16 protein-coding genes are annotated in these 14823 nt (G+C 38.3%); 3 read left to right on the top strand and 13 right to left on the bottom strand.

The features are described 5' to 3' along the window. Positions 1 to 350: 350 nt before the first annotated feature. The 3 genes from A5N88_RS03295 to deoD all read right to left on the bottom strand — a co-directional run bounded on the left by A5N88_RS03295 (position 351) and on the right by deoD (position 4067). Positions 351 to 1838, bottom strand: a complete 1488-nt coding sequence (locus tag A5N88_RS03295) for a lmo1851 family serine protease (protein ID WP_328006986.1) — start codon at positions 1836 to 1838, stop codon at positions 351 to 353. A gap of 507 nt (positions 1839 to 2345) precedes the next feature. Beyond that, the gene (locus A5N88_RS03290; RefSeq protein WP_066263016.1) at positions 2346 to 3134 is read right to left on the bottom strand and encodes a M15 family metallopeptidase; all 789 of its coding nucleotides are present in this window, start codon (positions 3132 to 3134) and stop codon (positions 2346 to 2348) included. 231 nt (positions 3135 to 3365) lie between these two features. Beyond that, positions 3366 to 4067 (bottom strand): purine-nucleoside phosphorylase, encoded by a 702-nt coding sequence (gene deoD, locus A5N88_RS03285; protein WP_066263013.1) that lies wholly within the window; start codon positions 4065 to 4067, stop codon positions 3366 to 3368. 190 nt (positions 4068 to 4257) lie between these two features. On the opposite strand from deoD, the gene yoyE reads away from it, so the two are divergent. Then, positions 4258 to 4380, top strand: coding sequence for a protein YoyE (yoyE, locus tag A5N88_RS26050; RefSeq protein WP_260525540.1), 123 nt, complete (start codon positions 4258 to 4260; stop codon positions 4378 to 4380). A gap of 55 nt (positions 4381 to 4435) precedes the next feature. Here yoyE and A5N88_RS03280 read toward each other — a convergent pair whose 3' ends face one another. The 5 genes from A5N88_RS03280 to A5N88_RS03260 form a co-directional block, all read right to left on the bottom strand. Then, a complete protein-coding gene (locus A5N88_RS03280; protein ID WP_066263011.1) occupies positions 4436 to 4756 on the bottom strand; it encodes a YodL domain-containing protein in 321 nt (106 codons plus the stop codon). A 508-nt stretch (positions 4757 to 5264) separates the two neighbouring features. After that, entirely contained in the window at positions 5265 to 5444 is a 180-nt protein-coding gene (locus A5N88_RS03275) for a YozD family protein (RefSeq protein ID WP_066263009.1), read from the bottom strand. A gap of 275 nt (positions 5445 to 5719) precedes the next feature. Further along, positions 5720 to 6667 (bottom strand): germination protein YodN, encoded by a 948-nt coding sequence (yodN, locus tag A5N88_RS03270; RefSeq protein ID WP_328006984.1) that lies wholly within the window; start codon positions 6665 to 6667, stop codon positions 5720 to 5722. A 331-nt stretch (positions 6668 to 6998) separates the two neighbouring features. Continuing rightward, positions 6999 to 7226 (bottom strand): YozE family protein, encoded by a 228-nt coding sequence (locus tag A5N88_RS03265; RefSeq protein WP_066263007.1) that lies wholly within the window; start codon positions 7224 to 7226, stop codon positions 6999 to 7001. A 74-nt stretch (positions 7227 to 7300) separates the two neighbouring features. After that, positions 7301 to 8725, bottom strand: coding sequence for an aldehyde dehydrogenase family protein (locus A5N88_RS03260; protein ID WP_066263005.1), 1425 nt, complete (start codon positions 8723 to 8725; stop codon positions 7301 to 7303). A 209-nt stretch (positions 8726 to 8934) separates the two neighbouring features. Between A5N88_RS03260 and A5N88_RS03255 the strand changes: the two genes are divergently transcribed. Then, positions 8935 to 10740 (top strand): methyl-accepting chemotaxis protein, encoded by a 1806-nt coding sequence (locus tag A5N88_RS03255; RefSeq protein ID WP_066263003.1) that lies wholly within the window; start codon positions 8935 to 8937, stop codon positions 10738 to 10740. Positions 10741 to 10960: 220 nt separating this feature from the next. Here A5N88_RS03255 and A5N88_RS25710 read toward each other — a convergent pair whose 3' ends face one another. From A5N88_RS25710 to msrA, 3 genes are all read right to left on the bottom strand, one after another. Then, a complete protein-coding gene (locus A5N88_RS25710; RefSeq protein WP_083952996.1) occupies positions 10961 to 11119 on the bottom strand; it encodes a YjcZ family sporulation protein in 159 nt (52 codons plus the stop codon). Positions 11120 to 11252: 133 nt separating this feature from the next. Next, positions 11253 to 11690: a peptide-methionine (R)-S-oxide reductase MsrB gene (gene msrB / locus A5N88_RS03250; protein WP_066262996.1), complete on the bottom strand. Its 438-nt coding sequence runs from the start codon at positions 11688 to 11690 to the stop codon at positions 11253 to 11255. Beyond that, complete coding sequence (msrA, locus tag A5N88_RS03245; protein ID WP_066262994.1) at positions 11687 to 12229, bottom strand: peptide-methionine (S)-S-oxide reductase MsrA; 543 nt, start codon at positions 12227 to 12229, stop codon at positions 11687 to 11689. The genes msrB and msrA overlap by 4 nt, the downstream gene beginning before the upstream one ends. A gap of 353 nt (positions 12230 to 12582) precedes the next feature. Between msrA and A5N88_RS03240 the strand changes: the two genes are divergently transcribed. Then, on the top strand, positions 12583 to 13296 hold the full coding sequence (locus A5N88_RS03240) for a DUF4397 domain-containing protein (protein ID WP_066262991.1): 714 nt from the start codon (positions 12583 to 12585) through the stop codon (positions 13294 to 13296). A 120-nt stretch (positions 13297 to 13416) separates the two neighbouring features. Here the strand turns inward: A5N88_RS03240 and A5N88_RS03235 are convergent, their stop codons facing one another. Continuing rightward, positions 13417 to 14001, bottom strand: coding sequence for a YpmS family protein (locus A5N88_RS03235; protein WP_083952994.1), 585 nt, complete (start codon positions 13999 to 14001; stop codon positions 13417 to 13419). Positions 14002 to 14089: 88 nt separating this feature from the next. Further along, positions 14090 to 14821 (bottom strand): SGNH/GDSL hydrolase family protein, encoded by a 732-nt coding sequence (locus A5N88_RS03230; protein ID WP_232317512.1) that lies wholly within the window; start codon positions 14819 to 14821, stop codon positions 14090 to 14092. Positions 14822 to 14823: the final 2 nt, after the last annotated feature.

Raw genomic sequence — 14823 nt, 5'->3', positions numbered from 1 at the left:
CAATTCGTGCTGCTATATCCAGGGATACGTCCTTCATGAAAGCAATGAAAGACAATTTGAGCTGTAATATTCAGTGGAACATCCTTCATGAGAGCAATGAAGGACAATTTGAGCTGAAATATTCAGTGGAACATCCTTCATGAGAGCAATGAAGGACAATTCGTGCTGCTATATCCAGGGAAACGTCCTTCATGAGCGTGATGAAGGACAATTTGTGCTGCTATATCCAGGGAAACGTCCTTCAGTAGAGTATTGAAGCAAGTTCGAGAAGGAAAAATCAGTAGAGTCCTTCACGATGGGAGAATGATATTAAAAAAACCTCCATAAAAGGAGGATTTTTTTAATGATTTTTATCTTTGATCATTTTTCAATACTTCTACAGCTTTATTCAATTGAGTATCATTGTTCGCAATCAGATTCTGCAATTTACTCATCAAGAGAAGTGTTGTCTGCCCCTCTAAGACACCTGTAGGTTTTTGCTTTTGATCCCTTTGGAATTTTATAACCGCATTTTCTGTAGCTTGATCAAAATAACCGTCTACATGACCGGGGTTATAGCCAAGCGCTTTTAGCATTTCCTCTGCTGTCTTTACGTCTGAAGAGATGGAATAAAGCTTTAATGCTTCGGATGGATCAATGACAGGCAGATTTGCGTAGGCTGGCAAATCAACCTTATATTCTGGCTGAATTCCTTTCTTATGAATCCATTCGCCTTTAGGCGTGAGCCATTTATCTGTTGTAAATTTTAAGTCAGAGCCATCATCAAAGGTCGTTGACGTTTGTACGGTACCTTTTCCGAATGATTTTTCCCCAATTAGAGGCACATCATCTGATTCACTTAATGCTGCTGAAAGAATTTCAGATGCACTGGCACTGCCATCATCGATTAATACTGCAGCAGGTATGTGGAGTTTGTTTCCCCCATCCGCAGTAATCTGGTCACGCTTGCCATTCCGGTCCTCTACCTGAACAATCATTTTTCCTTCTGGAACAAATAAATTAGCTATAGCGATTGCCTGGTCAAGGAGACCGCCCGGGTTTTGCCTTAAATCAAGAATCATCGATTTCATGCCCTGCTTTTTCATATTATTAATAGCAGCAACCAATTCTTTTGAGGTATTGGTTGAAAAAGTAGTGATTTGAAAATCTGCTACACCATTTTTTAGCATTTTTGCATATACAGTATCGACTGGAATCGTATCACGCTGAATTTTCACATCTCTTGGGTTGGTCGATCCAGGACTTAAAATCGATAAGGTAACACTCGTTCCTTTTTTGCCTCGAATTAACAGTACGACATCATTCGCACTCATTCCATGAACGCTTTTTCCATTAACAGCCAGTACCTTATCATTTGGCTTCAGCCCTGCTTTATCAGCAGGAGATCCCTTTATTGGGGATACGATTGTTATGTATCCATTTTTCTCCTGCACTTCTGCCCCTATCCCTTCAAAAGAAGAAGAAATCGTTTGGTTAAATTTTGAGGCTTCATCCGGAGGCATATATACTGAATATGGATCTCCAAGTGCTTGCACCATTCCATCAATGGCTCCATTTACCAGCTTATTTGTGTCAATTTTCTCATAATAGTTTTGCTTTAGATCATCATACGTATTAAACAATTTAGTAAATTCTTTTCTTTGGGGTACACCTGCTACATTGGCAGCTTTGTCATCACCAAAAGCCATTACAAGTGTTGTAATGCCGGCTGAAGCGAATATTAAAAAGAATATCAACATGATAAACCGGAATTTTTTAATTTTTATATATCCATTCGTCTCGTGATCGAGATCATTTTCTTCAAGCTTCTTTTGATCATCATTATCCAAGGCGCTCACCACTTTCGTTCCCTATAAACTTTCTTGTTCTCTCTCTATTCTCGCATGTAACTTCTCTATTCTATCAGTTTTTTTCGAAATTAGAAAGAAAAGCTTTTCTCATAATATATTGATTTTTCTAATCAAAATCTAATCATTTTGACAATCATTGCCTTTTATGGATGTCTTCAGCCTCATACAAATTGTAGTAATGAGCCAGGCTTCCTTTGATTTTTAGGCTGTGATATTTATGCTTAATCTTGTCATTAAAATCGCTTTTCTTCAGTGAAGTCCCCTTTTGCATAATGGTCTTTACCTTTGACTTTAGCTGAGCTCTGGCCTTACTGTTGGTGGATCTGCAATTGTGACACTCGCTTTCCGTGGATCTTGGGAAATTTCATCGTCGCATCCTGAGGGAGGTTTCCTTTGACTGTGCCTTACACTTCAATTATCAGCGAATTATTATATTAGGTATAAAAAGGTTCAACCTAAAAAGGCTTGTTTTCTGTAACAAGCCTTTTTGGTTCATTAGATTTTCTTAACATGCTCAAAATATTCTTCAAGCGTCCAATCATGCTGGTACATTACATTAGCTGCTTTCGTTCCCACATAACGATAGTGCCATGGCTCGTACTCATAATGGGTAATATTTATTTTATTCTTTGGATACCTAAGAATAAAGCCATACTTGTGAGCGTTGTCCATTAGCCACTTGCCTTCTTTATCTTCACCAAAGTGGTCTGTCAGCAAAAATTGTTCTGATTGGCAGGTAATGTCCATTGCTAATCCTGTCTGATGTTCACTTGAGCCCGGAATGGCAACGGCCTGATCTGCTTGTTTTTGGCCTGAGTTGTCAACCTCATCTTTAAATACAGACATTTGGCGGGTATAAGAGCGGTAGCCTGAGGCAGCATAAAGAATGATTCCATCCTTTTTTGCATCGTTAAACATTTTAGCCAAAGCAACCGCTGCTTCTTTTCTCATATGGGCTTTTTCAACATCCGCATTCCCAAAAGAAAAGGCTACATTTGGCCTAACAAGATCTTTTGGAGCATAATCACTAGGCAAATAATTATCTTTATTAACCAGGGCAAGGATGTTTGCTGGATTTTCGATGGTGTTATGGCCTTTCCCTTTCTGAACTTTATTAAAATATTGGGACTGTAGGGTTAGTCCGTTATCACCATTATTTGCTGTTGATTGAATTGTATTCGACTGATTCCCGGTTTTAGGCTTCTCAGTCTGATTGTGGTGTTGGGCAAAGCTGCAGCCGCCTAATAAAAAAGCAATGGCTGATATTGATAGAACCTTTTTCATGGTCTCACCTTTCTTTAATCAAAATCACGTTAGAGCATGGCGATGCAAGGGTAAAATGCTAACCTTTGTATTGTCTGCACCTTTGCAAGTTTACCAAAAACCGACGCAATACGATAGTGAAAAGATGAATTTCCAATGAAACTTATGGTAATGAAAAAATATGTCATACAGGGGAAAAAAAATACCCATTTTAGTCATATAAAAAGTCCCGTTCATGACGGGACATTAGCTTTATTGTACAGAAGCAGAAAGGGCTACTTCAATCATATCATTAAATGTCGTTTGACGTTCTTCAGATGTAGTTTCTTCACCCGTTAAAATATGATCGCTTACTGTTAACACTGAAAGAGCATTGCGATTAAATTTAGCTGCTAATGTATAAAGAGCGGCTGTTTCCATTTCAATGGCCAATATACCATAGTCAGCCCATTTTTTATGATCCGCATTGTCATTATAAAACATATCGGCTGTGAAGACATTTCCTACTTTTAAATTCAATCCCTTTTCAATTCCACTGTCATAGGCTTTTTTAAGCAACTCGAAATTGGCTGTCGGGGCATAATCAATCCCATTAAAAGTAAGGCGGTTCATTTGGGAATCAGTTGAAGCTGTCATAGCCAAAATAACGTCACGGACTTTAACATCTTTTTGGATGGCACCGCATGTTCCCACCCGGATAAGGTTTTGGACATTATAGCTTTGCATTAGTTCGTTGATGTATATAGAAATTGATGGGACTCCCATACCCGTTCCTTGTACGGAAACTCTCTTGCCTTTATAAGTCCCTGTATAGCCAAACATGTTACGGACTTCATTATAACAGGTGACATCATCAAGAAATGTTTCTGCTATGTATTTGGCTCTTAACGGATCACCGGGAAGGAGCACTGTTTCAGCAATGTCATTTTCTTTTGCATTAATATGTATACTCATAAAAAGCCTCCTATTGCTTGTTAGTGTTAAGAATGCAGCCATTTTGCCGCATTTCCGGAATATTGCCAGATTTTCTTAGCATGTCCATTTTAATGCTTATCAGGACAAGATGCAATCACTAACATGTTCTTTTTCTTTTCGGAAATACTATCTATGAGCGATACTATTCACTTGAAAGGAGAAGGAGCTTATGGGTAAAAAGCACCGAAATAGAGTAAAGGGACAAAAGAAAAATAACCATATTCCTGCAGAACAAATTGTCGCGGAGCATGAAGCACACGCAAAAGAAAACTCTGCACAAAATCGAAAATAATTTGCAGCTTGCTGTATAGCCAGGCATCAGGGGATTGCCCCCGGTACCTGGTATTTTAATGGAGCAAAATCCTGTTGATGCTTTTCCATCCTCCTGACTTTAATTGGTAATAAAAATGCCCTTTCCTTCCTTCGTCAATAAAAATAATGTCTCCTGTAGACACAAACCGTGCTTTACAATCCTTAGGCATGCTGTCAGGATGATTGAATAAAACAAAAAGCTCATTCAAGGCTTCCATATGGTTTTTGGCCGGTACATCCAGCCTATAGACCTTCTCAAACCCCCTCTTGCCACCGTAGGCGGGTGTCTGGAAAAGCGTTGCGTCATATATGTTGTATTCCTTTTTTATATGCTTTATTAGCTGCATAAACTGCATGATACATCACTCCTTACAAAGCTCTTATTATATATTTCATGACAAAATTGACAAATCCTTCTTAAATAGGCCACTAATTTTTCATTTTATATGGGTTTGTTTTTGTTAAGCTCCCGTTCAACTAACAAATAAAAATGTATTTGGTATATTCCTTGCAGATTTGCGTCTTACCATAACTGTATTTATTTGACATAAGCGTACATTAGCCTTGTAACAAAGGCTGTTTTCGCATAGATTGATGCTTTACGTACAAGGCATCATTCCGTATGTTGTCTGTCTTCGTGGCATCTTTACGTAAGTAATTCACATATTTTAATACTAAATCTTGATATTAAATCATTTCTTTGTGTCAATTAGCAACAAAGTTTACGAAAAGAGCTTTAACAAAAGTTCAGGCTCCATATCTTTCGTTAGCAGCCTATTTGTATAATTGGCCATAAAAAAGAAGCCGTCCGTCTCGGATAGCTTCCATTTATGTTGATTAGTATCTGCCTATACTTATATACCCTTAATAGGAGTCCTCCTCCCACTCTTCATCGATTATACATTTCGCTATTAAATAATCAAATGTAATGTCGGCGATTTCCTCAAGTTCTTCTTCACCGGGGACGTACCCGCGTTTAATTAACTCCTGATAGAAAAATTCAGCAATTTCTTCAGTGTCAATATAGACTTCAATTTCTCTCATTTAAAATCGCCTCCTTTTTTTAAAAAATGTATGTTTGGAACCGTAAGATATGCAAGTTCTTTTATCCAGCTGGCATTTTTTTAAAAGACAAGCATAAGCATGAAATATACGTTGAATGAGGTGATGAAAAATTGAATTCTGTACAATTTGAAGATCAAGATACAGCAATAGAGCAATCGCCTTTTGAAGAAGCGTTTCTTCGGTTTATGCAAATTACTTTAAAATGTGTGTTCGGTTTATTTTCATTTTTCGCTATTGTGCTGATCATAACTAACTTATTTTTCTAATCTTTCTTTTCTAGAATTTGATAAATCTACAAGCTGTTTTGTGATGGTTTGAAGGGTTGAAACGTAAAATTCATCCTTAAAGGTTTCATACAGAATTTTATAATCATTATATGCATCAAGAAGACGGTCAATTTTTAAAGACAGGTTATCCCTTGGAGGGGGCAGTGAAAGTGAAGGTTGTTGATGTTTTGAAAAAGAATATCCATATTTTTTCAAAAAAACATCAGCCTGGTCTGCATCTGCAATGAGGAGAAGCTCTTCTTCATCAGCCTCCAGCCACTCTCCATCGGTAACCCTTGTCAGTTCATAAATGATATCTTCCCAGGCATCATCCTGATATCTCCATATTTCAGTACGAAAACCCACCACTTTAAACAATTCTCCTTTGTATCCATTTACTTGGACTAGATCACCGAAAAAGAACTTGTATTCTATATCAATTTGTTCCTTGTCCGGCATTTCCCCCCGATATTCTGCCAGCAATACCAAACAATTCTCATTATATAAACCGTGGCTTTCATTTACTTCGTATAAATATTGTTCATCTATATGCTTAATTTTAGTAATTTTCCCAACTGTGCCATACAAAGTAATGACAACGGTATCTCCAATGTTAAACTTTGGTTTATCGTTATACTTCATTTCCTCCCGTCTCCTTGAAATATAAGAGTTGTTTTCTTTTAGTATATGCAAAACATTTTTAAAGGTATCGAATAAAGGCAGTTGTTTACTTTGGTGGTTTTCATATTGATATCCTGCAGGCAGCTGGTATTTTATCAAGCGGTTTTTCATACACCATGGTAGCATTTGCACAATTTGAGATTTTTTCATATAGATTGTATTTGAGGTTTTCTTATAAATTGGCTTTTGATTCCCGCTCCAGGCACTCACTTTCCGCGCTACAAACAGGAAGCCTCCTCTTCGCAAATCGCGCATGTAGGATCTTCCTTTGCCAGCAGAACTTTCCTTTATCCATTCCAACCATCAAAGTAAAAAGTTTGAACTAATATTTACCAAAAACGAGCAAAAACTTATGGTATGAAAATAAAAAACCCTCAGCAAGCAAACGCTTGTCCAGAGGGTAAAAGACGGATCTTTATTATTGGCTGTTTTCGCATAAATTGTTGCTTTACGTATAAAGGATTATTCCGTATGTTGTCTGTCTTCGTGGCATCTTTACGTAAGTTATTAAAAGTTTTAATACTGAGCCTTGGTTTATACCCCTTTTTTGTATCAAGTAGCAACAAAGTTTACGAAAAGAGCCTTATTATTTTTGATTTTTCTCAGAAATATATAAATCCCACGCCTGATCAAAAATAGCCATTGAGGGCAGATAAGGTCCGTTTAATTCAAGGTAATTGCTGATTTCGTGATACTCTGAAGACATTTTTGGAAAGCTGTGATCATCATAGGCTGCATTTGCAAAAAAAGTTAAATCGTCTTTCAGCTTTGGATCACGATATTTCATTAAATAATGATAAAAAGATTTTTCCATATACTTCGCCTTTCTTTACATTTAGACTAATGGCCAGGACTCTCTGCAAGCAGAAGCTGCGGCAGTTCATCGGATTACTGCTCAAGTTTAAAGCTGATAAATTTCAACTCTGTCATTTCGTCCACCGCATACTTAATTCCTTCCCGTCCCATTCCGCTCATTTTAACACCGCCATATGGCATATTGTCAACTCTGAATGTAGGTATTTCATTTATCATAACCCCTCCGACATGGAGCTCCTGTGCTGCTTTAAATGCTTTATTCACGTCTTTTGTAAAGATTCCTGCCTGTAATCCATACTTAGATTGGTTTACCATGCTGATCGCCTCGGAAAATTCTCCGAATGGATTTACGTGAACGACAGGAGCAAAAACCTCCTCGCACGAAACCTCTTGATTTAAGGGGGTATGTAACAATATGGAGGGCTCTAGCGCACCTTCCTTTACTTTTCCGCCCACAGCCAAAGCAGATCCATTTTCAATTGCCTTGTTAATCCATGAAAGGGCCCTTTTTGTATCTTTTTCAGATATCATTGGGGAAACATCTGTATCCATGGAAAAAGGGTCTCCAATGGTTAGTTTTTTGGTTTCTTCAACCATCGCTTTCACAAAGGCATGAAAAATAGATTCTTGGACAAATATTCTTTGAATGGAAATACAAACTTGACCCTGGTATGAAAAAGCTCCAGTTATGACTCTAGGTACAACAGATTCTAAGTCAGAATCCTTGTCCACAATAACGGCCGAGTTAGAGCCAAGCTCAAGGGTAACTCGTTTTAATCCGGCATGATTTCTTATCGATTCACCCACAGATGGGCTTCCTGTAAAAGTAATCATTTTTACTCTGTCATCCTTTGTAAGGATTTCCCCTATTTCGCTTCCGCTTCCAGAAATGACATTCAATGCCCCAGCAGGCAATCCCGCCATATGAAAGTATTCTGCTATTTTAAAGGAGGAAAGGGGCGTCTGGCTGGCGGGCTTAATGACAATGGTATTTCCACTTGCAATAGCAGGTCCAATCTTATGAGCGACTAAATTCATTGGGAAATTAAAAGGAGTAATACCTGTTATAACACCGAGAGGTTCCTTGACAGTATAGGAAACTCTTCCCTCGCCTCCAGGAGCTGCATCAAGGGGCACTGTCTCACCATACAGCCTCCTAGCCTCTTCTGATGCAAATTTATACGTCATGATGGTTCGGTCCACTTCGGCTAAGGCATATTTTAGCGGCTTGCCGGCTTCTTTTGCTATCAATTCTGCACATTCTTTTCGATCTTGTTTAATGAAATCAGCAACTTTTTCCAATATATCAGCACGTTGATGGGCAGGCATTTTCCTTGTGATTTCAAATGCCCGGCTTGCAGATTCAATCGCTGCATGAACCTGTTTTACATCAGCCCTTGCCACCTCCGCAATCTTTGTATGTTTATAAGGAGAAAACAAATCCGTATAGCCTGCTCCCTCCACCCATTCACCATCAACCCATAATAATTGCTTCATCCAATAATTCCCTCCTAAACAAATGAATCTTTTCTTAACTATTACCCTTTAAATCTATCTTAACTCTCCAAACAAAAAAGAATTATTATGAACAGCTGCATGTGACTTTTTTCTCACTAAAAAGATTAAAATTTTAGGAAAAACTAGATAATTCAGTCTAAATTTATTACTATTAGAGTAGGTCGAATTATGTACCAGGGGGTCGGATTATGACAAAAAAAACAAAATACAAAGAAACCAGAAAGCCATTCTTTAAGAAAAAGGAGAAAAAATCAAAAAACAATGTGATGAGCAAGCAAAAGATTGTGATCGGCTACTCAAGAACAATAAGAGGGAAAATTACTATATCCTTTGGTCTGCTGACAATTCTGTTAATGGGTCTCACGATTACCTATTATGTGAATATGAACAGCCTGGAAAATGAGATTACTCATATCACCAGCCACGATCTGGTTATCCATGACAATGTTCAGCAGCTCCTCACAGCTTCTGTCAGCCTGGAAAATGCAGAACGTGGTTATGTAATTTCAAATGATACCGATTCACTTAATGAATATAACTCCAGCAAAGGAAAAGTTGAAGCTTACATAGCTAATTTAAAGAAAATGCTTGCATCTGAACCAACAGAACAAAAACAAATGGATAATGTGGAGTCAGCCTACAATTTTTGGAATGGCTATATTGAAAATGTTGTTCAATCAAGAGAATATTCTTCTTTTCAGGAAGCTGCGGATGCAGTAAAATCTGCGCAGGGAAAAAAATATATGAGTCAGGTCCAAGAAAATCTGCAACAGCTTTTGGCGGCTGAAACATCCGTCACAAATAAAAGGATTGAAAATCTGCATACACAAGTGATGATTTCAAAAGTGGCAACAATTTCCCTCTCTACACTGGCATTGGTATTATCAATCGTATTAAGCTTGATGCTTTCAAGAAGCATTAAATCCAATGTTAGAAGAATAAGCCGTTCCATTCTAGAGATTGCAAGTGCAGGCGGTGATTTGACAAAGCGAATTAAGATAAAAAGCCACGATGAGCTTGGAAGTCTGGCAAAGGATACCAACATGCTTATTGAAGGAATTGCCAATTTAATCAAAGAAATTTCTTTGATGGCTGAAAATGTATCCATCAGCAGTGAAGAGCTCCTGGCATCCGCTGAGGAAACAAGCAAAACCATTATGTCCATAGCTGAAACAACAAGTGAAATAGCTTCAGGGAGCGAAGAGGCGTCCATTCAGATGGACAGCTCCATGAAAAAAATGAGTTTATTGGAGAACGTTATTATCCAATTACACTCACAGGCAGAGACAGTTAAATCTTCAGCCATAGCTATGAAAGCAGCTGCAGAGGAAGGAAGCCGATCTGTCAAACTTTCCTCCAACAAAGTTTTGAATATCAAGGATATTATGGCACGCACCACTGACACAATCGCTTCATTAGGCCAAAAATCCAGTGAAATCACAAACATTATTAATACCATTACCGCTATTTCTGAACAGACCAATCTATTGGCTTTAAATGCTGCCATTGAAGCAGCAAGAGCAGGAGAACAAGGCCGTGGATTCGCTGTTGTAGCAGATGAAGTACGTAAATTGGCAGAGCAATCACGAGTGGCTGCAAAAGAAGTCACGCATATTATTCATGCTATCCAAAGTGAAGTTTCAGCTATTATCAGTCAAAATCGACAAGGAGCAGAAGAAGTCATTACAGGAGTGGAAATATCGAATAAAACCAATGCTTCCCTTCAAAAAATTATGGAACACACGAATGAAACCACAACTGTAATTGAAGGAATGGCTGATCAGATTAACCATACCTTTGTATTGAGCAAGGATGTCACTCAAGCCTTCAGCCATGTCAATGGAATATCTGAGAATACTGCTTCTCATACGGAAACCACGGCTGCCGCTTCAGAGCAAGGGTCAGCTGCCATGGAAGAAGTTACAGCTGCAGCTTCCGAATTGTCACAGCAGGCTGAAAAATTAAGAGCTCTTATCAGTAATTTTAAAATTTAATCGGCTTTTTAAGACCCCAGACATTAAGAATAGCTCAAGCAGTTAGGTGCTCGGCCTTGGAAGATAATACATTGTTCAAATACTTTTTTTAATAGGCTTTTTTATCATTCTCGGTCAAAACAACAAAGTCCTTAAACAAAGCCATTTTAAAAAATGTTTTACTTTGTGTACCCGCAAAAAAGAGGATCCATTTATTGGATCCTCTTTTTTGTATTCATATTTAGTTAATCCAACAAGCACCTATAATAATAAGCAAAATAAACAGGACAACAATTAAAGCAAAGCAGTTCCTGTTTCCGCCGACAAAGCCGCCGTAACCACAGCCTCCATAATTGTATGTTGGGTAACAGCCGCAGCCATCATATCCTCCGTAGTACATACCTTTCACTCCTCAAAGTTGTTTTATCTTTACAGCATAAGATATGTAAACGTCTAATAGGCTGTATGTGCATTAGCCCAAATTTCAGATAATTTTTTCCGCAGCTGCCCAGCTCTATCTTGAGAGATGTGCTTTAACCTTCAAAATGTTTAACCCAGTCCTCGTAGCCTTCAGATGCTAATTTTTCTTTCGGAATAAATCGCAAGGCTGCTGAATTGATACAATAGCGCAGCCTTGTTGGGCCTGGTCCATCATCAAAGACATGTCCCAAATGAGAATCTGCTTTCTTGCTTCTAACCTCAGTCCGCAGCATTCCATAACTTGTATCTGTTTTTTCAATTACTTCGTCTTCAATTAAAGGTTTGGTGAAACTTGGCCAGCCGCACCCAGCATCAAATTTATCTTTCGAACTGAATAAAGGCTTTCCGGAAACGATATCTACATACAGTCCCTCTTCCGTATAATTCCAAAATTCATTTCGGAAAGGAGGTTCTGTTCCGTTCTTTTGGGTCACTTCATATTGCATTGGATTTAATTTTTTCTTAGCCTCTTCAATATTTACTTTAGTCATCTGCTCTCATCTCCCCAATGATTCTGCTTAAAAGCATTTCGGCCGGATCCTTCCTGGTAGGCGTGATAACGAAGAGTATTCTTTTTATAGTAATCCTGATGGTAATCTTCAGCAGCGTAAAATTCGCTTGCCGGTTCAATTTCGACAACAATGGGTTTTTTAAAACGTCTGCTTGCTTGAAGGTTTTCCTTAGATTCTAAAGCAATCTTTTTTTGCTCATTATTATGATAAAAAATGGCTGGACGGTAGGATCTCCCTCTGTCAAAAAACTGACCTCCTGCATCTGTCGGATCAATTTGCTGCCAAAAAATTTCTACAAGCTTTTTATATGGAAAAACAGCGGGATCAAAGGTTATTTGAACAGCCTCCGTATGGCCGGTTCCTCCCCCGCAAACCTCCTCATAGGTTGGGTTCTTGGTTATTCCGCCTGTGTAGCCTGATATAATGCTTTTAATCCCGGGAAGCTCATCGAACGGCTTCACCATACACCAGAAACAACCGCCTGCGAAAGTAGCTTTCTCAAAATGATTATGGTCCATTACAGCCTCCTAAAATTCATTTTCATAATCCCTTTAAAGCATTTTAACTCTTTTTATTCTGGATGTATACTAAACGGCTTCACCTATGAGGCAATCAAACGTGGGGTGGATAGTGTGAGTCTTAGTTTAGGCGAGCAGACTCCCCTATTGCCCGCCGAAAGCGAAAGCCTGCAGAGGAAATGAACAGCCAGAATTCAAGCATTCCCTTTAATTGCTGTAATTCCCTCTAAAAATGCTGTCCCTATGTGAACTGGTCATTGCAAAATCAACCATTTATGCTAAAACATTCTCAACCATCACCTCCTATGTAACATGGGCATATTTTATAAAACTAACTGATGAGGAGGAGAAAGATGTTCCCTGATAAATTGCCGCTTGATACCACTGCTGTATTTAATAGTTGGTCGCGACATTATCCCTATATAAGCTCCTATGAATATCCGTATGATTACCTGCAGCATGCATTCTTTGTAAATCAGATGCAAAAAGAAAGGCGACAATCATCTAAACAGCCATTGTTTTATTATGTACGATTCTTTCATGCAGCTTCAGGGCATGAAAATGTAGATATATATATAAATGGAAAAATGATATTTAAGGCTTTCTCCTTCAAACAGTTAAGTCCATATTTAACATTTGCAGCTGGACTCTACCGAATTGAAATATACCCTGCAGGAACACAAGAGTTCCCTCTGATTATAAAAGAAATACGGCTGCAAAATGGAGCCTACATTACCGTGGCTTTATCGGGCATAAAAGAGGAAATACAGCTGAATTCCTATGTCGATCAGGCTCAATTCATTCTTCCCATCAGCGTTATTCGCTTTCTTCATCTCTCAAAGGGCTCCCCTGCCATCGATGTAAACATTAAAGGAGGAGTCACCTTATTTAACAGAATCTCTTACCAAAATGCCTCGAATTTTCTCAGCTTTGTCCCCATGACCGCCACATTGGAATTGAGAGAGTCAAATACAAAGCGATTAATATCCGCTTTTCCCAATATTACTTTTAAGCCTGATCAATCCCATACCATCGCATGGGTAGAGAATGATCTTAAAATGCTTTGAAACCGCCGATTTTGCTTTAGCTCACTAAAGGGGTCAGACCCCTTTAGTGCATTAATTTATTAAAGTTATTCATTTAAAAAATCAGCGGCTCATAGATTGCCGCTGTTTGGGATTTTTGCTTTATTTTCCTGGAAAGAGCAAAGTAAAAGCTATCTTATCATCATTTAAATTAAACTCATCAACTTTTACTCTGGCATTGTTTGAAAGCTTCATACGTGTTAAAGCAACATAAATGGATTCCGCATTTGGATTAACACTTACCCAGTCCGGTAAATCATAGGAACTGCTGACAAATTTCAAAATATAGGATGCAGGCAGATTCATATTCCCAAAGGATAAGGACTTTTCTTTCAGAATTAAGTCGCCGTTTCTGAGTGATTTTGGTTCAAAGGTCATTTTCAGTTGAATATTTTCGGTAAACACATGGACAGTACCATACAATTCCACATCATGATTTAAAACCACATTATAATGAACAGGTCCTTTTTGGCCTTTTTGCTTTAAATAATGTGCAATGACCTGGTTTAAATCTTCTTTATTAGTATGCACATGGAATGGAACATACTCTCCATTATTTGTCGGCAATTTGGGTATAGATTTTTGAGAAGAAGGGAATAAAACGAATCCGATTAATCCTGCTGCCACGCATAATTCCACAATCACAAGTACAAAAAAAGCACGCTTCCAACCATTTTTTATAGTCATTTTATCACTTTCCTTTTACGTTCCCTAGAGCATCAAAGCTGCATATCGTTGGCAGGATATGAGCGTTTCTGATAGACCGCTGGAAAATTTATTTTGTCAGAACATCAATTTGTTTATTCTGCATATATCGAAAAACCCTGTTAGCTATTAGCTTATACCCTTTATCGTTTGGATGAAAATAATCAGTGTATAGAAGATCTTTCTCATGATGATTGAAAATGTCATATACCGGAACAAACTCTGCATTTTTGTATCCGGCAACTACCTGCATGCTGACATTATTCCAGTTAGCTACAATTTCATCAAGCTCCTGAACATTGGAAAACCACTCCATAAAAGGATTATAAATTCCAATGAGAATGATACTGGCATGCGGGTTCAGTGTACGAATTGTCTTCATTAACTCCTGAAGGCGGTGTTCATACCCGAATATGGCTGTTTGAAATTCACCAACCTTAAGATCACTAATATGGTCTTCGAACACCTTCATCACATCATTTCCGCCTATTGTAATGATGACCGCGTCAGAATGAGAAATACTTTTTCTCAAGCTCGATTGACTTTGGAGTCTTGACAGCAGCTGATCCGTTCTATTCCCCTGTATTCCGTAATTTGAAAAAGATGCTGTACCCACACCTTTCAGGCTTTGCAAGTCCTTTTTCAAATAGGGTATATACCCTCCGCTTTTAGTACTGTCACCCACTCCCTGCGTAAGTGAATCCCCTGCAGCCGTAATGGTAATATTTTTAGGAATAAAATCACTTGGAGGATGCGGTTTTTTCTCAACCTGAATCCTGCTTTGAGAAAATTGTTTTATCACTT

Origin of the sequence: Heyndrickxia acidicola, assembly GCF_001636425.1 — a bacterium.
Lineage (GTDB): Bacteria > Bacillota > Bacilli > Bacillales > Bacillaceae_C > Bacillus_AE > Bacillus_AE acidicola.
The sequence above is the reverse complement of the archived record's forward strand: the minus strand, read 5'-3'. Positions and strand labels throughout refer to the sequence as shown.